Origin of the sequence: Pseudomonas cerasi, assembly GCF_900074915.1 — a bacterium.
GTDB classification, from domain to species: Bacteria; Pseudomonadota; Gammaproteobacteria; order Pseudomonadales; family Pseudomonadaceae; genus Aquipseudomonas; species Aquipseudomonas cerasi.
The window spans coordinates 2,521,071-2,545,212 of the sequence record NZ_LT222319.1 but is presented as its reverse complement, the minus strand read 5'-3'; the positions used below and the strand labels follow the sequence as shown (position 1 = coordinate 2,545,212).

The 24,142-nt window shown below is 60.0% G+C and carries 19 protein-coding genes and 2 pseudogenes; 13 read left to right on the top strand and 8 right to left on the bottom strand.

Going from position 1 to position 24,142, the window contains the following annotated elements:
- The 3 genes from PCPL58_RS14030 to cobM are packed head-to-tail and all read left to right on the top strand — an operon-like array spanning position 1 to position 1,932.
- Positions 1 to 723, top strand: a complete 723-nt coding sequence (locus PCPL58_RS14030; protein WP_065349679.1) for a CbtA family protein — start codon at positions 1 to 3, stop codon at positions 721 to 723.
- Positions 701 to 1,150 (top strand): cobalamin biosynthesis protein, encoded by a 450-nt coding sequence (locus PCPL58_RS14025; protein ID WP_065349678.1) that lies wholly within the window; start codon positions 701 to 703, stop codon positions 1,148 to 1,150. Before PCPL58_RS14030 ends, PCPL58_RS14025 begins: the two co-directional genes overlap by 23 nt.
- A 32-nt stretch (positions 1,151 to 1,182) precedes the next feature.
- Positions 1,183 to 1,932 (top strand): precorrin-4 C(11)-methyltransferase, encoded by a 750-nt coding sequence (gene cobM, locus PCPL58_RS14020; RefSeq protein WP_065349677.1) that lies wholly within the window; start codon positions 1,183 to 1,185, stop codon positions 1,930 to 1,932.
- A gap of 87 nt (positions 1,933 to 2,019) precedes the next feature.
- Here cobM and PCPL58_RS14015 read toward each other — a convergent pair whose 3' ends face one another.
- A complete protein-coding gene (locus tag PCPL58_RS14015; protein ID WP_065351051.1) occupies positions 2,020 to 5,502 on the bottom strand; it encodes an indolepyruvate ferredoxin oxidoreductase family protein in 3,483 nt (1,160 codons plus the stop codon).
- Positions 5,503 to 5,674: 172 nt separating this feature from the next.
- On the opposite strand from PCPL58_RS14015, the gene PCPL58_RS14010 reads away from it, so the two are divergent.
- From PCPL58_RS14010 to PCPL58_RS14000, 3 genes are all read left to right on the top strand, one after another.
- The gene (locus PCPL58_RS14010) at positions 5,675 to 6,142 is read left to right on the top strand and encodes an Lrp/AsnC family transcriptional regulator (protein WP_004413813.1); all 468 of its coding nucleotides are present in this window, start codon (positions 5,675 to 5,677) and stop codon (positions 6,140 to 6,142) included.
- A 492-nt stretch (positions 6,143 to 6,634) separates the two neighbouring features.
- Positions 6,635 to 7,186, top strand: a complete 552-nt coding sequence (locus PCPL58_RS14005; protein WP_065349676.1) for a DUF4880 domain-containing protein — start codon at positions 6,635 to 6,637, stop codon at positions 7,184 to 7,186.
- Positions 7,187 to 7,287: 101 nt separating this feature from the next.
- A complete protein-coding gene (locus tag PCPL58_RS14000; RefSeq protein ID WP_065349675.1) occupies positions 7,288 to 8,424 on the top strand; it encodes a M14 family metallopeptidase in 1,137 nt (378 codons plus the stop codon).
- A 36-nt stretch (positions 8,425 to 8,460) separates the two neighbouring features.
- Here PCPL58_RS14000 and PCPL58_RS13995 read toward each other — a convergent pair whose 3' ends face one another.
- Positions 8,461 to 9,690 (bottom strand): MFS transporter, encoded by a 1,230-nt coding sequence (locus PCPL58_RS13995; protein ID WP_042930247.1) that lies wholly within the window; start codon positions 9,688 to 9,690, stop codon positions 8,461 to 8,463.
- 106 nt (positions 9,691 to 9,796) lie between these two features.
- Here PCPL58_RS13995 and PCPL58_RS13990 point away from each other — a divergent pair, with 106 nt between their 5' ends.
- Together PCPL58_RS13990 and PCPL58_RS13985 are read left to right on the top strand one after the other, a co-directional pair.
- On the top strand, positions 9,797 to 10,342 hold the full coding sequence (locus tag PCPL58_RS13990; protein WP_003364542.1) for a TetR/AcrR family transcriptional regulator: 546 nt from the start codon (positions 9,797 to 9,799) through the stop codon (positions 10,340 to 10,342).
- Positions 10,343 to 10,420: 78 nt separating this feature from the next.
- Positions 10,421 to 11,726, top strand: a pseudogene (locus PCPL58_RS13985) (leucine-rich repeat-containing protein kinase family protein).
- A gap of 20 nt (positions 11,727 to 11,746) precedes the next feature.
- Here the strand turns inward: PCPL58_RS13985 and PCPL58_RS13980 are convergent.
- A complete protein-coding gene (locus PCPL58_RS13980) occupies positions 11,747 to 12,451 on the bottom strand; it encodes a YebC/PmpR family DNA-binding transcriptional regulator (protein WP_003364547.1) in 705 nt (234 codons plus the stop codon).
- Positions 12,452 to 12,777: 326 nt separating this feature from the next.
- Here PCPL58_RS13980 and tssI point away from each other — a divergent pair, with 326 nt between their 5' ends.
- The gene (gene tssI / locus PCPL58_RS13975; protein ID WP_065349674.1) at positions 12,778 to 14,400 is read left to right on the top strand and encodes a type VI secretion system tip protein TssI/VgrG; all 1,623 of its coding nucleotides are present in this window, start codon (positions 12,778 to 12,780) and stop codon (positions 14,398 to 14,400) included.
- On the opposite strand, the gene PCPL58_RS13970 is transcribed toward tssI, so the two are convergent.
- Positions 14,340 to 15,113, bottom strand: coding sequence for an enoyl-CoA hydratase (locus PCPL58_RS13970; RefSeq protein WP_065349673.1), 774 nt, complete (start codon positions 15,111 to 15,113; stop codon positions 14,340 to 14,342). The two genes, tssI and PCPL58_RS13970, sit on opposite strands and share 61 nt — an antisense overlap.
- 89 nt (positions 15,114 to 15,202) lie before the next feature.
- Entirely contained in the window at positions 15,203 to 16,411 is a 1,209-nt protein-coding gene (locus PCPL58_RS13965) for an acetyl-CoA C-acyltransferase (RefSeq protein ID WP_065349672.1), read from the bottom strand.
- A 190-nt stretch (positions 16,412 to 16,601) separates the two neighbouring features.
- On the opposite strand from PCPL58_RS13965, the gene PCPL58_RS13960 reads away from it, so the two are divergent.
- Entirely contained in the window at positions 16,602 to 17,081 is a 480-nt protein-coding gene (locus PCPL58_RS13960; protein ID WP_065349671.1) for an LEA/WHy family protein, read from the top strand.
- A 190-nt stretch (positions 17,082 to 17,271) separates the two neighbouring features.
- Positions 17,272 to 18,090 carry a glycoside hydrolase family protein gene (locus PCPL58_RS13955; RefSeq protein WP_414860614.1) on the top strand — a complete coding sequence of 273 codons (819 nt, stop codon included), beginning with the start codon at positions 17,272 to 17,274 and terminating at the stop codon, positions 18,088 to 18,090.
- 37 nt (positions 18,091 to 18,127) lie between these two features.
- On the opposite strand, the pseudogene PCPL58_RS32430 reads toward PCPL58_RS13955, so the two are convergent.
- A pseudogene (locus PCPL58_RS32430) lies at positions 18,128 to 18,424 on the bottom strand (hypothetical protein); the annotation flags it as partial.
- Between the two features lie 591 nt (positions 18,425 to 19,015).
- On the opposite strand from PCPL58_RS32430, the gene PCPL58_RS13950 reads away from it, so the two are divergent.
- Positions 19,016 to 19,258, top strand: coding sequence for a hypothetical protein (locus PCPL58_RS13950; protein ID WP_065349670.1), 243 nt, complete (start codon positions 19,016 to 19,018; stop codon positions 19,256 to 19,258).
- Positions 19,255 to 21,996, top strand: a complete 2,742-nt coding sequence (locus tag PCPL58_RS13945) for a glycoside hydrolase family 3 protein (RefSeq protein WP_065349669.1) — start codon at positions 19,255 to 19,257, stop codon at positions 21,994 to 21,996. Before PCPL58_RS13950 ends, PCPL58_RS13945 begins: the two co-directional genes overlap by 4 nt.
- Before the next feature lie 16 nt (positions 21,997 to 22,012).
- Here the strand turns inward: PCPL58_RS13945 and PCPL58_RS13940 are convergent, their stop codons facing one another.
- On the bottom strand, positions 22,013 to 22,663 hold the full coding sequence (locus PCPL58_RS13940; protein WP_004413838.1) for a TetR/AcrR family transcriptional regulator: 651 nt from the start codon (positions 22,661 to 22,663) through the stop codon (positions 22,013 to 22,015).
- Positions 22,664 to 22,685: 22 nt separating this feature from the next.
- Positions 22,686 to 24,047: an MATE family efflux transporter gene (locus tag PCPL58_RS13935; protein WP_065349668.1), complete on the bottom strand. Its 1,362-nt coding sequence runs from the start codon at positions 24,045 to 24,047 to the stop codon at positions 22,686 to 22,688.
- Between the last annotated feature and the right edge of the window lie 95 nt (positions 24,048 to 24,142).

The following is a 24,142-nucleotide window of genomic DNA, read 5'->3' as shown; positions in this document are numbered from 1 at the left end:
ATGTTCAAGCGAATCGCCTACACCGCAGGTTTCACCGGCCTGCTCGCCGCCCTGCTGCTGACCCTGCTGCAAAGCCTGTGGGTGGTGCCGCTGATCCAGCAGGCCGAGACCTACGAAAACGCGCCTGCCGAGCAACTGCATCAGCACGCGGACGGCGCGTTGGCCGAACACAGCCATGCCCATGAAGAAGCGGCCTGGGAGCCCGAAAACGGTTGGCAGCGTGTGCTGTCCACCACCGGCGGCAACCTGGTGGTCGCGGTGGGCTTTGCGCTGATGCTTGCCGGGCTTTACACCCTGCGGGCACCGGGTCGCACCGTGCAAGGCGCATGGTGGGGGCTGGCCGGTTTTGCCGTGTTCGTGCTGGCCCCGACCCTTGGCCTGCCACCCGAACTGCCAGGCACGGCCGCCGCCGAGTTGAGTCAGCGTCAGCTATGGTGGCTCGGCGCTGCTGCGTCGACTGCCGTCGGGCTGGCCTTGCTGGTGTTCGGCCAGAACTGGCTGCTCAAAGCACTGGGTGTGGCGATTCTGCTGGTCCCGCATGTGCTTGGCGCGCCACAGCCGCTGGTCCATCAAAGCCTGGCTCCCGAGGCTCTGGAATCGCAGTTCATGATGGCCTCTCTGCTGACCAACGCGCTGTTCTGGGTCGCTCTGGGATTGATCAGTGCCTGGCTGTTCCGCAAAAACGATGTGCACGCCGACCATGTCGACCTGCATCAGGCCTGATCCAGTTACCCTTCAACCCGGCGCACCTCTGGTCGCCGGGCTGGGCTGTCGGCGCGGCTGCTCGGCTGCGCTGTTGCGCGATCTGCTCGAGCAAAGCCTGCAGGCACTTGAGCTGGACATTGCCCGGGTGACCGCGCTGGCGTCCATCGACCTGAAACAAACCGAGCCCGGTCTGCTTGAGCTGGCCGAGCAACTGGCAGTGCCACTGGTATGCTTCAACGCCGCGCAACTGGTAGCGTGGGAACTGCACCTCACGCACCGCTCTGCGCAGGTCTTCCAGAGCACTGGCTGTCATGGCGTCGCCGAAGGCTCGGCCCTGGCACTGGCGGCGCAACTGGGAGACGGTACGGCCGCGCTGCTGATAGAACGGCAGAAAAGCGCGCAGGCCACATTTGCCTTGGCAATCAGCCCTGCGCACAGCGGATAATCTCCCCGCGCTCATTCACCCCGGAGAATTCATTGACTGTCTATTTCATCGGCGCAGGCCCTGGCGATCCGGAGCTGATCACCGTCAAGGGACAACGCCTGATTCGCAACTGCCCGGTCATTATCTACGCAGGCTCGCTGGTCCCCCTCGCTGTGCTGGAAGGTCATCAGGCCGTGCAGGTGACCAACAGCGCCGAGCTGCATCTGGAGCAGATCATCGAGCTGATCAAGCGCGCACACGCACAGGGCCAGGATGTCGCACGCGTGCACTCCGGAGACCCGAGCCTGTATGGCGCTATCGGTGAGCAGATCCGCCATCTGCGCGAACTGGGCATTCCGTTCGAAATCATTCCGGGGGTGACCGCGACCGCTGCCTGCGCTGCATTGCTGGGCGTCGAGCTGACCCTGCCGGACGTTTCGCAAAGCGTGATTCTGACCCGCTATGCCGACAAGACCTCAATGCCCAGCGGCGAGGAACTGGCCAGTCTGGCCAGCCATCGGGCAACGATGGCGATTCATCTGGGGGTGAACAACCTGCAGCGGATCGTCGAAGAGCTCGTGCCACATTACGGCGCCGACTGCCCGATTGCCGTGGTGCACCGCGCCAGCTGGCCGGATCAGGACTGGGCCGTTGGCACGCTGGCGGATATTCAGCAAAAGGTACAGGCCAAGGGCTTTCGCCGTACAGCGCTGATTCTGGTCGGACGTGTGCTTGCCGATGACACCTTCAGCGAGTCCTCGCTGTACCGCGCCGGGCATGCCCACCTGTTCAGGCCGGTGTAGTCAGTACCTCTACGCAGCACGACGATCGCATCGCGTAATGAAAAGCGTGCCAACGCTGAGCTGGCACGCTGATTGGTATTGCCCTCCTCAGGCAGCCGCCTCATACAGCTTCGGCGCAGCCACTTCGCCGCTTTCCAGGCTCTTGCGCAGAATATCGGCCTGCACGGCAGCTGCTTTCATGGCGCTTTCCTTGATGTAGCCATAGCCGCGAATGCGTTCCGGCAGGCGTGCCAGACTCAAGGCGGTGTGGCGATTCTGCGCCTGAAGGTGCTGCAGGATCAGTTCGACATCGCTGACATAGCGATCAATCAGCGCCCTCTCCTGCTGACGCTCAAGGCTGCGACCGAACGGATCGAGCGCCGTACCACGGAGAAATTTGAACGCCGCCAGCACATCGAAAGCGCGCAGCATCCACGGGCCAAAGCTGCGTTTGCGTGGCAGGCCCGTGTGCGGGTCGCGCTTGGCCAGCCACGACGGTGCCAGATGAAACTCCAGTCGATAGTCACCTTCGAACTGCGCCTGCAACTGGCGGGTAAACTCGCCGTTGCTGTACAGCCGCGCCACTTCGTATTCGTCCTTGTACGCCAGCAATTTGAAGTAATTGAACGCCACAGCCTCGGTCAGCGTCAGCTGCTGACCGGGGAACGCCCGCGATTCGCTGTCGCGTACGCGTTGCACCAACGCCAGATAGCGCTTGGCGTAAGCCGCGTTCTGATACTGCTTCAAGGCATCGACGTTGCTCTGGATACGCTGATCAAGGTCCATCGGTTGCGGCTCGCTGACCTTGTCTTGCGGATTGACGAAGGCCTCCACGGCGGCGGGATCATGCGCGGTACGGCGGCCCCAGAGAAACGCCTGCTGATTCAGGTTGACCGCAACGCCGTTGAGTTCGATGGCCTTCTCGATGGCCGCCGAGGTCAATGGAATCAGGCCCAGCTGGAACGCATAGCCGAGCATGAACAGGTTGCTGGCGATGCTGTCGCCCATCAATCGGGTGGCCAGCGAGGTGGCTTCGACAAAGTGGGTCTTCGCCGCGCCGACCGCCTCGATGATGGTCTGCTTCATGGCCTCGGCCGGGAACACGGCATCCGGATTGCGCGTAAACTCGGCGGTCGGTGTTTGCTGGCTGTTGACCACCGCATGGGAAATCTTGCTGTCGAGCTTGGCGATCGCATCCGGGCCGGCAGCCACCAGCAAGTCACAGCCGAGCAGCAGGTGCGCTTCACCGGCGGCGATACGCACGGCGAACAGATCCTCCTGGCGCGCGGCAATGCGGATATGGCTGACCACCGGACCGAATTTCTGTGCCAGACCCGCCTGATCAAGCACGCTGCAGCCCTTGCCTTCCAGATTCGCGGCGTAGCCCAGCATCGCGCCGACGGTGGTCACCCCTGTGCCGCCGACACCCGGCAGGAGAATATTGAACGGCCTGTCGAGCGACGGCAGTGTTGGTTCTGGCAGACGCGCGAACGCCTCGACCTGCTTGGGCAACACAGGCTTGCGCAGTTTGCCGCCATGCACCGTAACGAAGCTTGGGCAGAAACCCTCGACGCAACTGAAATCCTTATTGCAGGCGCTCTGATCGATTTCGCGCTTGCGCCCCTGTGCCGTTTCCTTGGGCAGCACAGACAGGCATCCGGATTTCACCCCACAATCGCCGCAGCCTTCGCACACCGCCGGGTTGATCAACGCGCGCTTTTCCAGGTCAGGCATGGTGCCGCGTTTGCGACGGCGGCGCTTTTCGGTGGCGCAGGTCTGGTCGTAGATGATGACCGACACGCCTTTGAACTCGCGTAACTCGCGCTGCACGCTGTCCAGGTCGCGCCGGTGATGAAAGGTGGTAATCGGCGCGAAGTCCTCACGACTCGGGTACTTGTCCGGCTCGTCGGAAACCAGCGCGATGCGCAGCACGCCTTCGTTGAACACCTGACGGCTCAGTTGATCGACGCGCAGCACGCCGTCGATCGGCTGGCCACCGGTCATGGCCACCGCATCGTTGTAGAGAATCTTGTAAGTAATGTTGACCTTGGAGGCCACTGCCGCACGCAGCGCCAGGTGCCCCGAGTGAAAATAGGTACCGTCGCCCAGGTTCTGGAAAACGTGCGGAGTTTCGGTGAACGGTGCCTGACCGATCCAGGTCACGCCCTCGCCGCCCATCTGGGTGAACGTATCGGTTTCGCGATCCATCCAGATGGTCATGTAATGGCAGCCGATCCCGGCCAGGGCGCGACTGCCCTCCGGAACCCGTGTCGAGGTGTTATGCGGGCAGCCGGAGCAGAAATGCGGGGTGCGCTGGGTGGTGAACAGCGGCGCCTGCAACGCTTGCTCCTTGTCGCTGAGAAACTGCAGGCGCGCGTCGATCTGCGGGCTGCTGTAGAACGGCGCGAGGCGTTTGGCGATCACCCTGGCAATCATCGCCGGGGTCAGCTCACTGAGGTTCGGCAGCAGTGAACGGCCCTGCTCATCGAACTCGCCGACCACCACTGGCCGCCGTTCAACAGGCCAGTTGTAGAGCTGACCGGTCAACTGGTCTTCAATGACACTGCGTTTTTCCTCGACCACCAGAATTTCGTCCAGCCCTTCGGCAAAATCGTGCACCGACACCGGTTCCAGCGGCCAGCTCATGCCGACCTTGAGCACGCGAATCCCGACCTTCTCGCACAGCTCATGATCGATACCCAGCTCTTCGAGGGCCTGCCGCACGTCCAGATAGGACTTGCCGGTGGTGATGATGCCCAGCCGGGGTTGCGCAGAATCGATCACCACCTTGTTCAACTGGTTGGCGCGCGCGAAGGCCCTGGCGGCGTAGATCTTGTAGGTATTGAGTCGGGCCTCCTGAGCCAGCGGCGGGTCCGGCCAGCGGATGTGCAAACCGCCTTCGGGTATGTCGAAGTCGTCAGGGATACGGGTTTTGATCCGCAATGGATCGACCTCGACCACCGCGGAAGAGTCGACGTTCTCGGCAATGGTCTTCATCGCCACCCAGCAACCGCTGTAGCGCGACAGCTCCCAGCCAATGATGCCGTAGTCGAGAATCTCCTGGACATTACTGGGGTTGAGCACGGGGATCATCGAGGCGATGAACGCGTGCTCACTCTGGTGAGCGATGGTCGATGATTTGCAGCCGTGGTCGTCGCCCGCCAGGATCAGCACACCGCCATTGGCCGCAACACCGGCCGAGTTGCCGTGCTTGAACACATCACCGCAACGATCTACGCCCGGCCCCTTGCCGTACCAGAGGGCGAACACGCCATCGTACTTGCCATGCGGGAACAGGTTGACCTGTTGACTGCCCCAGACCGCCGTGGCGGCCAGTTCTTCGTTGATGCCCGGCTGAAAATGGATGGCGTTTTGTTGCAGGTAGTCCTTGGCGTCCCAAAGGCTCTTGTCCAGATTACCCAGCGGCGAACCGCGGTAGCCAGAGATGAACCCGGCAGTGTTCAGGCCCTGCGCCTCATCGCGCTGCTTTTGCAGCATCGGCAGGCGGGTCAGGGCCTGTGTGCCGGTCAGGTACAGATTGCCGGTGGCAAGCCGGTATTTATCATCCAGACGAATATCAGCCAGGGACATGCGCATACCTCTCTTGTTCTTATAAGTCAGGTCATTTGCACCGGGACGGTCCTGCCCGGCAGCCTTGCAACTAGACTGCCAGCAGCAAAGAGGCTTTTTCTTTCTAAATGCGCGCAAATCTGCTGATATTCAGCATGCTTTTTTCGGCCAGAACAAAAAACAAGGTCAATTCATGCAGCCAAAATTGAGCCCTATCGATCGCAGGATTCTTCGTCTGCTGCAACATGACGCCAGCCTGTCGGCAGCGGAAATCGCCGAACGCGTCGAGCTGTCGCAATCGCCCTGCTGGAGGCGCATTCACCGCCTTCAGGAAGACGGGGTGATCGAACGCACGGTCGCCCTGCTAAGCACCCAGAAGCTGGGACTGAGCATGACGGTGTTTGTCGAGGTCAAGCTGTCAGGCCATGGCCGTCGCTATCTGGCGGAGTTCGAGGAGGCGATCATCGGCCACCCCGAGGTGCTGGAGTGCTACACGATGGCCGGGGGGATGGATTTCATGCTCAAGGTGGTCGCTCAGGACATCGCCAGCTACGAGCGCTTTCTGCGCGATCATTTGCTGCAATTGCCCCACGTCCACGAAGCCCATTCAAACATTGCCATGAGCACGGTGAAGCGCACCACGGAGCTGCCGCTGGACTAGGCGATATCGGGGAGAAGCCAGAAAAGAAAATCCGCCGAGCGAGCGCTGGCGGATTATCGGTATCAATGAGGGCAATAAAAACATTTGACTTGCAAATGATAATGATTATTATTACATCAGCGGGTCACTAGACTCGCTGGATAACCGGGAAGTCTTAGGTCGGCTTCCTGATTATCTCCTCATCAGGCTAATCACGGTTTTTGACCCGGCTTTTTGCCGGGTCTTTTTTTGGTTCTTTCTTTATGGTTTCGCTGCTTCAGGCTAATGAAGTCTGGGTGTTGCGCGGTGTGTTGCAATGACGCGGATCATAGCAAAGGCCACTCGTTCAAGGCCATGCTTTTAAGGCAAAAACGCCACGATGCGGCAGATAAAAAGTAATTGCTGCGACTTTTCACTTGAGAATGATTCTCGTATTCACTAGTCTATTCTTGTCACGGACGCTACCCGACATCACAAGGAAGACTCCCATGGACGATCAGCGAGCGATACATCATGAGTAATCAGCTCTCGTCTCTACTGCACCTCCCTGTCCGCGTGCCCGAGCCGCAACCCACGCTGCTGGCCATTGAACTCGGTCACCGACTGGGCAAGCTCTCGCGCCGGACCCGGCAGATATTCCTGCTCAGCCGACTCGACGGACTGGCCTATGCCGACATCGCGCGCTTCATGAACGTCGATATCGCCCGGGTAGAGCGTGCGATGCTTCGTGCGCTGGGAAAGGCCCACGTACCTGGCGCGGCAGACACCCCAGGCGCTGCCATTCAGGCTGCCATTCAGAATCAGGCCAGTCGCTGGTATGTGCACCTGCAGAGCCCAGCGGCAACCGCCAGCGAACGCATCGAATTTCGCCACTGGCTGGACGCCGACGCCGCGCACCTTTCGGCCTTCCAGAACAGCGAGCGACTGTGGCGTCAGTTGCAGGCGCCCGCCTCGCTGCTCGGCGCATCCGGCTGGCATCGGCGCAAGCGCAGTGTGTATCTGATCTGGTGCCTGCTGACCGCCTTCATCTGCAGCCTGATGGTCACCGCCGAGGCCATATCCTGAGGCGCAGATGACCGTTGCAGTGAAGTTTACGTCGCAGGGCGCGATGTTGATCGGTGTACAGTAGTGGCCTGAAAAGGCATCTACGCAAGCAGGCACCTATCTTGACTCTCACTATTGGTTCAGATTTCGACAGCGGCAACATTCAGGTTCTCGACGCAAGCGACCCGGCGTATGTCAGGCTGGCGATTCGGCCCGACACGCAAAGCGCACATTTCCAGTGGTTTCATTTCAAGGCAGAAGGCCTGAACGTCGGCCAGACCTATGGCTTCAGCCTGACCAATGCCAGCGAGTCCACGTTCAACAGTGCCTGGGCCGGCTACAACGCCGTGGCGTCCTACGACCATGAGAACTGGTTTCGGGTAGCGTCGGATTTCGACGGCAAGGCGCTGAATTTCAGCCTGGCCCCGGACCAGCCGCAAGTCTGGTTTGCATACTTCGAACCCTACAGCCGCGAACGCCATCAGTGGCTGATCGAACAGGCGCAGGAAAAAGCCGGTGCGCAGTTGCTGGCTGTCGGCAAAAGCGTCGAGGGTCGGGATATTCAACTGCTGCGCAAAGGCGACGGTGCCGAAGGCAAACGCAGGATCTGGATGATTGCCCAGCAGCACCCTGGCGAACACATGGCCGAATGGTTCATGGAGGGCGTAATCGAACGCCTCCAGCAAAAGGATGACGCCGCGCTGCAGCAATTGCTGGCAGAAGCGGACCTGTATCTGGTACCGAACGTCAACCCGGACGGTGCCTTTCATGGCCACTTGCGCACCAACGCCAACGGCAAGGACCTTAATCGTGCCTGGCAGGACAGTACCGAAGCGCTGAGTCCGGAAGTGTCTTTCATCAGGCAGCAGATGGAAAAGTACGGCGTGGACATGTTCCTCGACGTGCACGGCGACGAGGAAATCCCCTACGTATTCACTGCCGCCTGCGAAGGTAATCCGGGGTATAGCGCACAGCAACGCCAGCTTGAAGAGCGCTTTCGCAGCCGCCTGTGCGAGGTCAGCGACAACTTCCAGACGACTCATGGCTATCCACGCAGCGCGCCCGGTCAGGCCAACATGAACCTGGCCGCCAATGCTGTGGGCGAACGCTACAAGTGCCTGTCACTGACCCTGGAAATGCCGTTCAAGGATCACGACAACGCGCCAGACCCGGTCACCGGCTGGTCAGGCAAGCGCTCCGCGCAACTGGCCGGGGATATACTGACCGTGTTGTCCGAGATGGTAAAAGAGCTGCGTTAAGGGCTCTCCTGCCTTCAGGCAAACCGAAATGCCCACCTATGCGTGGGCATTTTTGTTTGCGCTGGCGGCACGCCGTACGATCAGACTGGCCAGCGCGATCAGCGCCAGCGTGATCACCACTGCCCCGTAGACATTGCTGGTCATCACCAGCCCCGCCGAGTGGGCAAAGAAGCCGGCGACCAGTGCCGGTATGCAGAAGGCCAGGTAGCTGAGCACCAGAAAAGCCGACATCAGCCCGCCCCGCTCGTGGGCATGCGCCAAGGGCATGAGCATGCGCAGCGCGCCCAGAAAGCTCGACCCGAAACCCACACCTGCGACCACTGCGCCGACGAAAAACAGCCACAGCAAACCCAGGTTGATCGAAAGCAGGATCACCGCGACACCCAGCGGCAGAAAGCTCGCACCTACCCACAAGCCGAGTACCGGCTCGCGCTGACGCAACGTCAGAATCGCCGCCGCACCGCTGAGGGTCAGCGCCGCAACCGCCAGGCCGCCATTGAGCGGTGAGGTGGAGCCGGTCGCCGCTACCAGCAAGGACGGGCTCAACGACAGAAAGAAGCCACCCAGCGCCCACGCGGCGATGTCCACCGGCAGAACCAGCCACAGCATGCGGCGTGCCTGCTGCGGTACATGCAGCGAGGGCTTGAGGGATTGCCAGACACCAGGCTGAGGACTGACGGTTTCTTCGACGCGTCCCAGGTACAGGGCCTGACTCAGAAATGCGGCCAGCAGCAAGCAGTAACCGAGTATCAACGGCAACGGCGCGAATTGCGCCAGCAGTGCTGTCCCCAGAGCGCCAACGGCCATGCCGAGCATCGGCGAAATGCTGTTGATCAACGGCCCCTTGACCGAATCATTGTCCAGCAAGGCTGCGCCCAGTGCGCTGGCAGCCAGACCTGTTGCAAAACCCTGCAGCAGGCGCGCAGCCACCAGCCAGCTGACGTCACTGGCCAGAATGAACAGCAGCATCGAGACGCTTTGCAGCAGCAAGGCGCCGAAAATCACCGGGCGCCGCCCCAAATAGTCAGACAGCGACCCGCCCATCAACAAGGCAGCCAGCAGGCTGAATGCATAGACTGCAAAAATCAGGGTAAGCACGCCCGCCGAGAATCCCCATGCTTCCTGATAAAGGTGATAAAGCGGCGTGGGCGTGCTGGACGCGGCAAAAAAGCATAACGTGGTAAACGCCAGAAACCCGAGATGGTTTCGTGCCCGACCGTCAGACTTCACGTCTGGCGACGTCGAATCGTGTGAAGAAAGGGACATGGATACGCTCTCCGCCAATGCAACCTGTTAAAGCCATAAATTAGCTTTTGCGGAGTGTGCGACGTGATAGCGCTTAAAGCAAATACTTTGTGTTAAGGTCCGCCGTATGGCTATTAAAGAAGCAGTTCGCACCGGAGGCCGCAGTGCCCGTGTGCAGGAATCCATCCACCGCGCCGTCCGCGATTTGTTGCAGGAGCACGATCGGTCGGCACTCAGCGTGCCGATGATCGCGACCCGCGCAGGCGTTACGCCGTCGACCATTTATCGCCGCTGGGGTGATCTGACCACGTTGCTGGCGGACGCTGCTCTGGAGCGTCTGCGCCCTGACGTGCCGATTGATCAGGGCAGTCTGCATCAGGACCTGCTGACCTGGAGTGAAATGTATCTGGACGAAATGTCCTCGGCGCCTGGCCGGGCATTGATGCGCGATGTCGCCGCCAGTACCTCCGGCTGTGTCGGCAAGTGTGCGGCAATGGTTCGCGAGCAGTTGCAGGTCATGATCGATCGCGCCATCGCTCGCGGCGAGGTTTCCCCCAGTGCCGACGACATGATTGATGCCGTCATCGCGCCGATGATTTACCGGATTCTGTATGCCGAATCGGCGCCGACGCCCGAACGCGTGCGTCAATGGGTCGACCGCTGCCTGAGCTGAGCCGCTTTGCAGGGAGTCAGCGGGCGCAACTCCCGTTATCATGCGCGCCTCGTCCGACATCAATGACCGAACCTATTCATGCACACCCTCGCAGATCTACGCGCCGGCAAGCTGGCAGGCACCCAACGGCTTGACCTCTCCTGTGACCTGAGCGAATTCCCGGTTGAAATCTTCGACCTGGCCGACACGCTGGAAGTCTTGAATCTCAGTGGCAACAGGCTGACCTCACTGCCTGACGACCTGTGTCGCCTGACCCGCCTGCGCGTGCTGTTCGCGTCAGATAACGCCTTTACGCACCTGCCGGAAAGCATTGGCCAATGCCAACAGTTGCAGATTGTCGGCCTCAAGGCCAATCGCATAGAACAGGTCAGCGCCGCAGCACTGCCGCCGCGCCTGCGCTGGCTGATCCTCACCGACAACCGCATCGAGTCGCTGCCCGACGAACTGGGCCGCCGCCCGGACCTGCAAAAGCTGATGCTCGCCGGCAACCGCTTGCGCACCCTGCCCGCGACCCTCGCGCAGTGTCACAAGCTGGAGCTGATCCGCATTGCGGCCAATCGTCTGACCGAGCTGCCGGACTGGCTGCTGAGCCTGCCTGCCCTGGCATGGCTCGCCTTCGCCGACAACCCGCTGTGCGCTGAACGCCCCACCGCGCCGATTCGTGAAATCCCCTGGCAACAACCTCAGCCTCCATCAACGCTTGGGCGAAGGTGCGTCGGGTATCATTCAGCAGGCGGTCTGGCACGACGCCGGCGCTGAGCACATGGCAGCGGTCAAGCTGTACAAGGGCGCGGTCACCAGCGATGGCTCGCCGCTCAATGAAATGGCCGCCTGCATCGCCGCAGGCCGCCACACACAGCTGATCGAGGTGTTTGGACAGATCAGCGGGCATCCCGAGCATCAGCGCGGCCTGGTCATGGCGCTGATAGCCCCCGATTTCGGCAATCTTGCCGGCCCGCCGAGCCTGGAATCCTGTAGCCGCGATGTCTACGCCAGTGACACGCGCTTTTCCCTGCCCGTGCTGCTGCGCCTCGCTGAAGGTATTGCATCGGTTACCGCGCACCTGCACGCCCGCGGGATTACGCATGGCGACCTGTATGGCCACAACATTCTTGTGCAGGAGGATGGCAATTGCCTGCTGAGCGACTTCGGTGCGGCGTCCTTTCACCCGTCAGCCGGGCTGGGAGAGGCGCTGGAGCGCATCGAAACGCGGGCATTCGGTATCTTGCTGGGGGAATTGCTCGAACGTTGCGAGGCAGATCCGCAGGATCAGGACGTCATGGCGGGTCTAACGGCGCTGCAGGCAAGCTGCGTGCAGCCTGATTGCCAGCAACGACCGTCGCTGGCAGAGATTCTTCTACAGATAAAAACATGGAGCGCGTAAAGCGCTCCATTGCGCAGTGATCAGCCTGCCAGACCCACGTAAACGTTCTGCACGTCATCATGGTTGTCGATGGCTTCGAGAAACGCTTCGACTTCGGCCATCTGCTCATCGGTCAGGCCGTCCACGGTGCTTTTCGGGCGGTAGCCCAGTTGCGCGGACTGGACGGTGAAACCGAATTCCGGAAGCGCCTTGCAGACTGCGTCCATGTCGGTGGACTCGGTGAGGAACAGCGTCGCGCCTTCTTCACCTGGCTCGAAATCCTGGGCACCGGCCTCGATTGCCGCCAGCTCCGGGTCGGCATCCGCTGCTGCAGGAACAGCCTCGATCATGCCCTGATACAAAAAGTCCCACGAAACCGAACCCGCAGCACCCAGCTGGCCCTTGCGGAACAGCACGCGAATTTCCGAGACCGTCCGGTTGATGTTATCGGTCAGGCACTCGACGATCACCGGAACGCGGTGTGGCGCAAAACCTTCGTAGGTCAGACGCTCGAAGTTGACGCTTTCGCCCAGCAGGCCGGCGCCTTTCTTGATGGCACGTTCCAGAGTCTCGCGCGGCATCGAGGCCTTCTTGGCCTGCTCGACCACCAGCCGCAGACGCGAGTTCATGTCCGGGTCTGCACCAGCACGAGCCGCGATCATGATTTCCTTGGACAGCTTGCCAAACGTACGTCCCTTGGCATTGGCTGCCGCTTCTTTATGCTTGACCTTCCACTGTGCGCCCATGTCTGCTCTCTTGATTCGCTAGGCGCCTCGCCGCCTGTGTCTGCATGACTCACAGAACGCGGCGCAGGCAAGGCGCTGAAAAAGGGTCACCGGCAAATACCCTGTCCGGCGCGGCGCATTTTATACGCGATCACGGCAGATGAAACCCCCGACAGGCAGATTGGCCTGACGAACTGGCCAAGATGACTATCAATCCGGCCAACGGCACTCATCGTCTTTCCATCAACGCTTGTAGGCTCTTTCCGAAAAACCTTGCAGCAATGCTTTTGTAACCCCGTATTCCGTAACCTTCGCGGCCCCTTTTTTGAAGCTAGAGAGCCCCGCGGATGCGCAAGGACCTGCAAGTGCCCTTCATGCTGGCGATCACCGACTGCCAGCCGGATCTGCATATCATCAGCTTCGCCGGCCATGAAGCCCTCAACGAAACGTATCGCTTCGACATCTGGATGATCGGCAGCGACCCGCAGTGGGATGTGCACAGCCTGCTGCAACGCGAAGCGTTTTTAAGCTTCGGCGAATCCGGCGGCGGCAGGCATGGCCGTATCGAGCATGCGGCCCGGCTCCACAGGGGGGCTCGAATGAGCCTTTACCATCTGATCCTGATGCCTGATCTGCAACAACTGGCGCAGCATCGACATCGCCGCACCTATCAGGACCTTGCGATCCCTCAACTGATCATGCGATTGCTTGAAGCGCACGGCATCGGAGCAAACGCTTACCGCTTCGAGCACATGAACGGCCTTTATCCTGGCAAACCGTTGCACATCCAGTACGACGAAAGCGATCTGCACCTGTTGCAGCGCCTGTGTGAGGAAGAAGGCATGCATTTCCGTTTCGAGCATCGACGGAGCGGCCACCGGCTGGTGTTCTCGGACGACCCAGCCAGCTTTCCGGCGCAGCCATTGCCGGTGCGCTTCAAGCGACCGCAAGCGTCAGGCGCGTTGCGAGATACGCTGTTGCACCTGGCCGAGCGACTGGCGTTTGCGCACGTTTCAAAACAAGTCGCCGAGCACCCGCAACCTGCGCATGCACCCTCATCGCTGCACGATGAACATCCTCTGACGATAGCGGCCAATCATGCCTTTCAACCGCCAGGCGTTCGTGGAGCAATCAGTCACCAGGAGGCACTGAGTCGGCAGCGTGGCAGTCGCAGGCTGGAGCGCCTGCGTTGCGAGCGGCGCGATGTCAGAGGCCAAAGCACCGACACCGCCTTACAGTGTGGTGAAGTCATTCAGGTGCTCGATCACCCAGAGCCATTGCTCAACGACCAATGGCTAGTGACCGAAGTCGCTCACGCTGGCAGGCAGTTACAGGTGCTGAAGGGTGTCGCCGCTCATGATGCGCTGGCAATCCTGCGCATCCTCGTGGAAGCGCAACGTTCGTCACCCGAGGCTGAACAGCTGCAAGGCAACGGCTACTGCAACAGTTTCAGGGTAATACCCTGGGCGACGCCGTTTCGCCCCTCGATCAGCCACCCTCGACCTGCGGTCACCGGTGAGCATTTCGCCACATTGCAGCGCAACGGCATGCAGCCGGAACCACCCGGATATCGCTCAATCCGCTTCGACTGGCACGTTCAGGATCTGGAAGACGAACCCGCACAACGCTGGCCGTTGGCCGAGGTCGCTTGCGCGGAGGTTCATCGGCTACCGCCGGGCGCACGTGTGTTGGTGCGCTACCTCGACAATCATCCCGAACGGCCTGTGATTTGCGCAGTACTGTCACCGGGTCATGGGCTGGACGGGATGACCGCACAGCCGGCTGGCTGTATTCGAGTGGCGAGCGGTCGGCACTTGCACATCAATGCCCACGACGGATTGCTGGTACGCGGGCAAACCGCGGCGCTGCAGGTCGACGCGCAACGTATCCTGATCGTGGGCCATGAAGATCAGCAGTCCTTGAAGTCGGGCTGGCGTTTGTCGATAAAGGCGCGCATGCCCTCTTTCTGATCCTGGCTGGCGAAGGCGGCGTGAAAAACCCGGCGCTCGAAGCGAATACCTTCGGCCAGGCTGACCTCGAATGCGCGATTGACGCTCTCCTTGATCATCATCGCCACTGGCAGGGATTTACTGGCGATCACCGCTGCCACTGCCAGCGCTTCCGGCAGCAACTGATCGAGCGGCAGCACGCGGGCCACCAGACCGGCGCGCTCGGCCTCTTGAGCATCGATCAATCGGCCGGTCAGGCACATTTCCATCGCCTTGGCCTTGCCGACCGCGCGTGTCAGTCGCTGCGTACCGCCCATGCCGGGCAACACGCCGAGATTGATCTCGGGCTGTCCGAACCTGGCGTTTTCGGCAGCCAGAATGAAATCGCACATCAATGCCAGCTCACAGCCGCCACCCAAGGCAAAACCGGCCACCGCAGCCACCACGGGTTTGCGTCGCGCGGCGACCCGGTCGCTTTCACGAAACAGGTCATCGAGATAGATCTGCGGGTAGGACAGGTCGACCATTTCCTTGATGTCCGCACCGGCGGCGAAAGCTTTTTCCGAGCCGGTCAGTACGATGCAGCCGATCGCACTGTCCGCCTCGAACTGGTCGAGGGCATGGTTCAATTCGTTGATCAGGCGCGCATTCAGGGCGTTCAACGCTTGGGGCCGGTTCAGCTTGATCAGACCTACTTTATCTATAACCTCTATGAGAATAGTCTCGTAAAGCATTGATAAATATCCTTTTTATTTAATTATTCAATTAATATTTCTTATAGAATCAACATTCAATTATTAGATCAAGTTATTGATTAATAAGGCTAATTCAAAATATCGACAGCGATTGCAGTAGCCTCACCGCCGCCGATGCAGATCGCCGCAATGCCGCGCTTGAGCTGTCGACGCTGCAACGCCGCCAGCAGCGTCACTATGATCCGCGCACCCGAGGCACCGATCGGATGACCCAGCGCGCAGGCACCGCCATTGACGTTGACCTTTTCGTGCTCAAGCCCAAGCTCGCGCATCGCCACCAGCGGCACGACGGCGAACGCCTCATTGATCTCGAACAGATCCACGTCGTCCAGGCTCCAGCCTGTCTTACCCAGAAGGCGCTGAATGGCCCCTATCGGCGCCGTTGGAAACAGGCCCGGCTGGTCGGCAAACGCCGCGTGCGCATGAAACACCGCCAGAGGCCGCAGGCCACGCCGCCTAGCCTCGGACTGGCGCATCAACAGCAGCGCTGCCGCGCCATCGGAGATAGAGCTGGAGTTGGCTGCGGTGACCGTGCCGCCCTCGCGAAACGCGGGTTTGAGTGTGGGAACCTTGTCCGGACGCGCCTTGGGCGGCTGCTCGTCGTGGGTGATTTGCTTCGACTCTTTGCCTACGGTGACCTGCACCGGCACGATCTCGGCGTCGAAATGGCCTCCGGCAATGGCCTGTTGCGCGCGAGCCAGTGACGCCAGCGCAAAGGCATCCTGCGCCTCGCGAGTGAAACCGTTGAGCCGCGCGCAGTCCTCAGCGAAGGTACCCATCAGCCGGCCTGGCTCATAGGCATCCTCAAGGCCATCGAGAAACATGTGATCGAGCACTTTGCCATGCCCCATGCGATAACCGCTGCGCGCACGGTCCAACAGGTAAGGCGCATTGGACATGCTCTCCATGCCGCCAGCCACCACCACCGCAGTACTGTCTGCCAGCAACAGGTCATGGGCCATGATTGCGGCCTGCATGCCGGAACCGCACATTTTGTTGACCGTGCTGCACAGCGTCGCATGGCTCAGCCCGGCACCCAGCGCCGCCTGTCGAGCGGGTGCCTGGCCGAGGCCTGCCGGCAATACACAACCAAACAGCACGTGCTCCACGTCTGCAAGCTCGATGCCTGCGCGTTCTACAGCGGCACGGATGGCGATAGATCCCAGCGCGGTGGCGCTGAGGCTCTGCAGGTCGCCCTGAAAACCACCCATGGGCGTGCGCAGGGCACTGACAATGACCACGGGGTCTTGATGAGGGGGTGTCCTTTCGATGGACATGGCTATCTCCAGTCTTGTTTTTATAGGTACGGTTTTCTATAGGTACGCGGGAATCATCAACCTGCTGCCTTGCAGACGCAATGGTTGAGGCAGGCAGATTAGCCGCTATCCCGGCATCGTGCCCGACGCGACGAATCTCTCACCACTGGCGAGGTCTGAAGATCACTGAACCTGACGCTGGAGCACACGAATGTCGCTACGCCTGATCCGCGCCCTGCTCTCCGGGCTGCTTATCCTCGGCTTGAGCGCCTGTGCGCTGATTCCCCATCGAGACCCGCTGACAATCAGCGTCGTGGGTATCGAACCCATCCCCGGCCAGGGTCTGGAACTGCGCATGGCGGTCACGTTGCGGGTGCAGAACCCAAACGAAACCGAGATCAACTACAACGGCGTCGCGTTGGACCTCGACGTGAACGAAAGACTATTGGCCTCCGGGGTCAGCAACCAGAAAGGCACTGTAGGACGCTTCTCCGAGGCGGTGCTGGTGGTGCCGGTCAGCGTGTCGGCATTCGCTGCCTTGCGCCAGGCACTGGGGCTCAGTCAGAGCCAGCGTCTGGACAATCTGCCCTATACGCTTCGCGGCAAACTGGCTGGGGGCCTGTTCGGCACGATGCGCTTCAGTGACAGCGGCACGCTGGATTTGCGCCAGGCCGAGGGAGATCCCTGGTAACAAGTGATTATGGGTGGCAATGCCTGTCCGGGTTCTGGCAGGGTAAACGGGACGATACAGGTGGCATGCTTTCTGCTGGCTGACTGCAGCGCATGCCCTGCGCCTGCCCACCCTCAAGGAAGATTTGCCAATGACCCCGCAGAACCCGTCAGCACGTTTTTTCCCGACCTTTCTGGCCCTTGTGACGCTGATGCTCAGCCTGTGCATGGCACCGACATGGGCTGCAGAAAAAAGCGCCAAGCGCGGCATTGCCTACGACATCGCCCTGCCCGCCGACCTGAGTGCGTTATCTTCGGGCGTGAGCTGGTGGTACAACTGGAGCCCCAGACCCCATGACCGTCTGGCGTCGTACGATTATGCGTCGATGTACGGCGTGGATTTCATCCCGATGGTATGGAACGGCAACGTTGACGACGGGCAGTTGAAGCAATACCTGCTGGCTCATTCAGCCATCCGCTATTTGCTGGTGATCAATGAGCCGAATCTGCTCGATCAGGCCAACATGACGCCCGAAGCGGCAGCCAGCTTCTGGCCGAGGCTGGAACAGATCGCCGCCCAGACCGGCGTAAAACTTGTGGGGCCAGCGATGAACTGGGGAACCATGCCGGGCTACGGCGACCCGGTGGTGTGGCTCGATGCCTTTTACACAGCCTATCGATCGATGAATCAGAATCGGGACCCGCGCATCGATTACCTGGCTTTTCACTGGTACGACTATGGCTTGCCGGGAATGCTCGATCGGCTGTCGAAGTACGGAAAACCCTTCTGGGTCACCGAGTTCGCCAATTGGCACGCCCTGGATGACGGTGCGCAGATTGATTCAGTCGACAAGCAGAAGCAGCAGATGGCGGAAATGGTCGCCACTCTCGAGCAGCGCCAGGACGTGTTCAGATACGCCTGGTTCACGGGCCGGATGAACCCTGACCCGCACTTTTCCAGCTTGCTGGACGCTGAGGGCAAGCTGACCGAACTGGGCCAGTATTACCTCTCTCTGCCACACAGCGAGTAACCTCCCGCTGCTCGGCCAACGCATCTTCGCAGCCTCTCAGCGAGGCCGCGCCGATCTCGGTCAGACCGCTGATGATGTGCTGGGTATAGGGAAATGATTGATCGGGCTCCAGGACTCTTGTCGAGATCAGCAGCCCTTCCCCGACCAGCGTGTCGACGGTTGCCACACAGACGTGGATTGCCGGAGCGCTTGAATACGCGCGCACCAGCTCCCTGTAGATCTGACCGAATGTCAGTTTTTGCGGTTTGCTGAAGCACAGGCGACTGACGATGTGCAGCACTGCAAGGTCCAGCCGTCGTTTTTCGTCACTCACCACTGTTGCCTTTAACTTAATAAAACCTGACGCGCGACCGACTGAATATGCCTGTCGTTTTTCTGCATCGACACACAGCTTCGGTCAATCGACAATGCACACTTGCACGTCCATTTTTTAAATGGCGACGAATAAAATTAATGACGCCGATTATCAGTCGCGCACGGTAAGCCCTGAACAATCCCTTTACACGTTAATTAAATAACTGGCGCATCCCGATACTTTTATCTCTCGTACCAGGCTTTTTAAAGCGCGCACGAACCGCGAGGATGCAAAGCTTATCAGCTCGCTAAACCTAACGACGATTAGGTTTATTAAAAAACAATAAAACCCTATATTTTGCAGTTATTTTGAATTTTTATAGCTGAAAAATAGCCAATTTATCTAATTTATGCTTTAAAACGCGCTTAAATTCTCTGCCTTCATCTGGAAAAATCAGATGATAGCCACATGACATCATTTATTAAAATCTTCATTACTCATACTTTAGCGACCGGTGAACTTTTTACGCTCTCGCTGGACTGAGTGTTCAGCCGAGCAATAGGCGATTGCAACAGCCGTCCGTTTTTATCCTGCAAACCATCAATCGAGATTCAATCGATGACTAGATCAATGCTGTCTGTTTTCAGTGCAGTACTTCTGTGCGCGCAAAGTGCCTTAACTTTCGCCGCGGACTCAACTTCCAGCACACCTGCCACCGGGTCCGATCAACAGATCCGGACGCAGGTGGAAGCCAAGCGCGACCAGTTATCAGGCGCCGACAAGATCAACCCGGCTCAACAACAGAGTTCGTCGTCCCTGCTCGAAACGCCGGTGGACACCGACGACGCCCCTGCCCAGGCACAACGACCATGAACAACCTCAATCAACCGATCACATCGACCGGAAGGACACTTGCCTTGTCAGCTTTCAAACAGACCCTGGGCCTGAGTCTGCTGACGTTCAGCGTCATGCAGGCCAACCTGGCACTCGCCGCCGTGACCCCGGCGACCGGCAACGAAGTCGAAGCGCGCGTCAGCTCGATTCTCGACAACATGAACCAGTCGGAAAAGATCAACTTCACCCGCGTAGACGACGGCCACATGATCCCGCCCCTGCTCAAGTGGGGCATCAAGGGCACCGTGGCGTATGACTCGTCCATGGGGGTACACGTCAACAACGCCACGTTCGGCGCGCAATACCCTTCGCAGTCTGCGCTGGCAGCGACCTGGAGCATCAACCGGGCCAAGGAGTTCGGTCTGGCCATCGCTTATGAAACGCGCATTTCCGGCGGTCAGCAGATGCTCTCGCCAGGCGTGAACCTGTACCGGACACCCTACAACGGCCGCTCGGCAGAATACGTCAGCGGTGAAGACCCGTTCCTCGGCGCCGTGCTGGCACCCGCTATCGTCAACGGCATCCAGGCTCAGGGTATCCAGGCCAGCGGCAAGCACTACCTGGCCAACGAACAGGAAGCCAATCGTCAGGCGGTCGACGTCAAGGTCGATGAGCGCACCCTGCGCGAACTGTACCTGCCAGGCTTCGAGTCGATGGTGAAGAACGCCAATGTCGCCTCGATCATGTGTGGCTTCAACAAGGTCAACGGCGACTACGCCTGTGAAAACCATCACCTGATCACCGAAGTGCTCAAGGGCGAATGGGGCTATCAGGGCATGGTCATCAGTGACTTCAACGCCATTCATGATGCCTTCAAGGGCGCATGGGCTGGTACGGACATCGACATGCCCTCCGGCCTGCAGTTTACCGAAGCCAAACTCCTGCCCTACCTGTGGAGCGGGCAACTGACCCAGAACGTGATCGACGACAAGGTCAAACGCAACCTGCGCGGCATCGTCAGCTACGACCTCCAGAACAACCTCAACACCGCCAAGACACTCGAGCATCCGGAATACGGCATGCGTGCCGCGCTGAATACCGCGCGCGAATCCATCGTGTTGCTGCGCAACGAGAACACCGCTGCCGGCAAACCACTGCTGCCGCTGGACCGTTCGGCAAAAATCGCCGTGATCGGCAACTGGGCGCACGACGTACCGGCGTCGCCTTTCGGCACCGCCAATTCCCCGCCCAACAGCTACGTGACCGAGCTGAGCGGTTTGCAGCAACTGGCATCCAGCAGCAGCGATGTCACGTATCTGTCAGAGATGAGCCTGAATCCGGCGAGTTCGGTGTGGTATCAGCCAGCAACCGGCGATAACGGGATCAGCAACGCCGGGGTAAAAGCCGAATACTTCTCCAACACCAGCTTTTCCGGTGACCCGGTGCTGACGCGTGTCGAACCCGGCGTGAACCTGAACTGGACAACCGGCAGCAACGTGACCAACACAGGCAGCACTGCGGTGTCTGGCTTCAGCCCGACACCCGGCGCCTTCTCGGCACGTTTCACCACCACCATCAAGCCCACCATCTCGGGCGCCCAGGCGTTCAAGGTGCGTGCGGACGGCCCATACAAACTCTGGGTCAACGATGAGCTCATCGTGCAGAGCGACGGTGTGCCTTACTCGGGCGATGTGGTGAATGCGCTGACAACGTCGGGGAAAACTGCAGCATTGTCGGCCGGCAAGACCTACACCGTGAAACTGGAATACCAGCGCGTGCAGGGCAATTTCATTCCGGTACTGGGCGGCCTGACAGGCGTGCAGATGAGCTGGGCTGCGTTGCGTCCGCCAAAGGACCTGTCGAAATACGATGCGGTCGTGGTTGCGACCGGGACTACGTCTGAAAACGAAGGTGAAGGTTCCGACCATGGCTTCGATCTGCCGGACCAACAGGCTGAACTGATCAGCTTCGTCGCCAAGGCCAACCCCAACACCATCGTCGTCATGCACGGCGGTGGCGTGGCCAACATGCAGCCATGGGCGAACAAGGTCGGCGCCACGCTGCAAGCCTGGTTCCCGGGTCAGCAAGGCGGTCAGGCACTGGCCGAGATTCTCTACGGCAAGGTCAACCCGTCGGGCAAGTTGCCGGTCACGATCGACAAAAAGATCGAGGATAACCCGAGCTATGCCTCCTATCCGGATCCGGCAGCCTATCGCGGCAGCAACCCGCTGACCGAGATGACCTACAGCGAAGGCCTGTACATGGGTTATCGCGGGTATGACAAGAAACACGCCAAGCCGCTTTATCCATTCGGTTATGGCCTGTCCTACACCACGTTCAGCTACAGCGACCTGAAACTGTCGACCAACGTGCTGACGCCAGGCTCGACGATCGACGTGAAATTCACGGTGACCAACACCGGCGACAAGGCAGGCTTCGAGGTGGCGCAGTTGTATGTGCAACCGGTCAAACCTGCTGTGGACCGTCCGGAGAAAGAGCTCAAGGGCTTCACCAAGGTGTACCTGCAGCCGGGCGAGAGCAAGACCGTCAGCGTACCGATAGACTCGCGCTCCCTGGCTTACTACGTCGACAAGACTGCAAGCTGGGACGTCGATGCCGGGAAGTTCAAGATCCTCGTCGGTGCGGATTCGGAGAACCTCACACTCAACAGGACGCTGATCACCCTGTACCCGGAAAAGCTGACCACGCGTGACAGCAACCCGCTGCCATTGCCACTGCGCAAGGCAGTCCAGGTCAGCGCGGCACAGACCTACTGATGTACCCCTTCAAGGCTCATGGATGAGCCTTGATATCCCTTCCCAATCGCTGCACGTAGATATCGAAAACCGCCATGACATCCACGTCCTGAGGGCTTCGCAGCCACTGAATCTGCAAGCCGTCCATGACCGAGAAGATCTCCTGGGCCAAGGCTTTGACATTGATATCGCTGCGCACTTCCCCCGCCTCTATCAACCCCTGCAAATGCCCGCGTGCGTGTTCGTGGGTCAGTTGGAATCGTTCAAGGTGCCATGCCCAGGCCGGGTGCGCCTTCGACAGGCTCTCGGTATTCATCAGCAACGCTGCCTGACACTCCTCGGCATTCTCGATGCTGAAACTCATGCTCAGCTTGAGAAACTTCAGAAACCCTTCGAGCGTCGGCTCGGTGACCAGATCCTGAAAGCGCGACGTAACCCGCTGGTCCCTGCGCTCCAGCAAGGCCGCGAGTAATGCTTCCTTGTTGGGGAAATGGTGAAGCAATCCGACCGTGGTGATACCGGCAAGCAGTGCAACCTCGCGCATCGACGCACTCGAATAGCCGTCTCTGGCAAAAACAACAGTAGCGGCGTCCAGCAAGGCCTTTCGGCGCATGTCTCCCTTGGGTGCGCGGCGACGCTTGGGTGGAGCCGTTTCTGCGGATTCATTCCCTGATTCTTCGATGACCATAAAAACCTGATAACGCCTTGATTCAATGTGCCCCGATGCTCATGACCGGGGCCCTGCTGGTAAAAAACCGTTTCGCCGTCAGCGACGCCGTGGTGATGGAGATCAGCGCGATGAGCGCATTGCCGGTAAACATGCCGGGCAAGGCGCCGCTGCTGCCGAACCAGTGGGTCCCGGCGAAGACGAACGGCACTGTACCCGCCGTTGCCCTGAGCCAGGCAAACACCGCGACCCACCACGACCTGTTCATGGTGATGAATACCGCGATGGCGACAAAATCCAGACCAATCAGAACCCAGAGACCGCCGCCCCACAAACAAAAGGCCATGAACACGGCGCGGGCTTCGTCCCCCAGTTGGTAGAGGTCGGCGATCATGCCTCCACAAAGCACCAGCACCATCCACACGGCCAGCCCGTAGCAGACCACCAGTCGCCGGGTAAAAGTGACCGCGGAACGCACGCGATCATCGCGGCCCGCACCAATGTTCTGACCCAGCACCGGAGCCAGCGCGCCAGGCAAGGCAAAAAAAGCGCAGTACGAAAACTGTATGACTCGATCCAGCACGGTCATCGCGGCCAGAGCCGAGGTGCCGAATGCCGAAAGCGAGGCGACAAGATAAGCCAAACCGACTGGCGTCGCCAGATTTGCCGCCATCGCCGGGAGCGCCAGCCTGAAGGTATGCCGCGCGTGCAGGCGCAACAGTTTCAGATGACGCGTGAACACCATGCCTATTCGGCTGCGCACCCAATACAGACCGATGGACGCGGAAACTGCTGCAGACACGGCAAACGCGATACCAGCACCGTCGAGCCCCAGGCCGAGCCCAAAGATGAAAAACGGGTCCGCCACTGCCAGTGTGGCGGCAGCGGACAACACGACGCCCATGGCCCTACGGTTGTCACCAATGGTTCTGAGCATTTGCGCCGACATCTGCATCACCGCCTGCAACGCGGTAAAAGGCAAAGTCAGCCAGATAAAACTGCGCGCTGCCTCGTAAGTGGCCGACTCGGCACCCAGCCATCGCATGATCGGCACGATAAACGTCAATTGCGCGGCGGCGGCCAGACCGCTGACCATGATCACCATGAGCATCAGGCTGGCGGTGAGCCTGGGTATCGATCTGGCTGCCCGATGGCCGATGCGTGCGGCAAGCACCGAGGCCCCTGCGATAATCAGGCCGGTTGCCAGCGCGCCGTTGAAAAACATCAGGACCTTGGCAATGCCGACAGCCGCCAGAAGCACGGGGTCATGCAGCATCGATACGTAGACCAGCGTGAGAATGTCGACCAGAAAGACGGCGAACAGGCTCAAGGCGCTGGCACTGGCGGTGACGACGATATGACGCGCTACGCTGCCTTGGGTAAATCTTGCACTGGCTTGGGCCATCAATGTTCTCAAAAGGCCTGACGGATCAGGAAGGCAAGACCCCTTACCAGGACACCCTCACGCTGAAGCGTGAAGAATGATCGGCGCGGATTGTC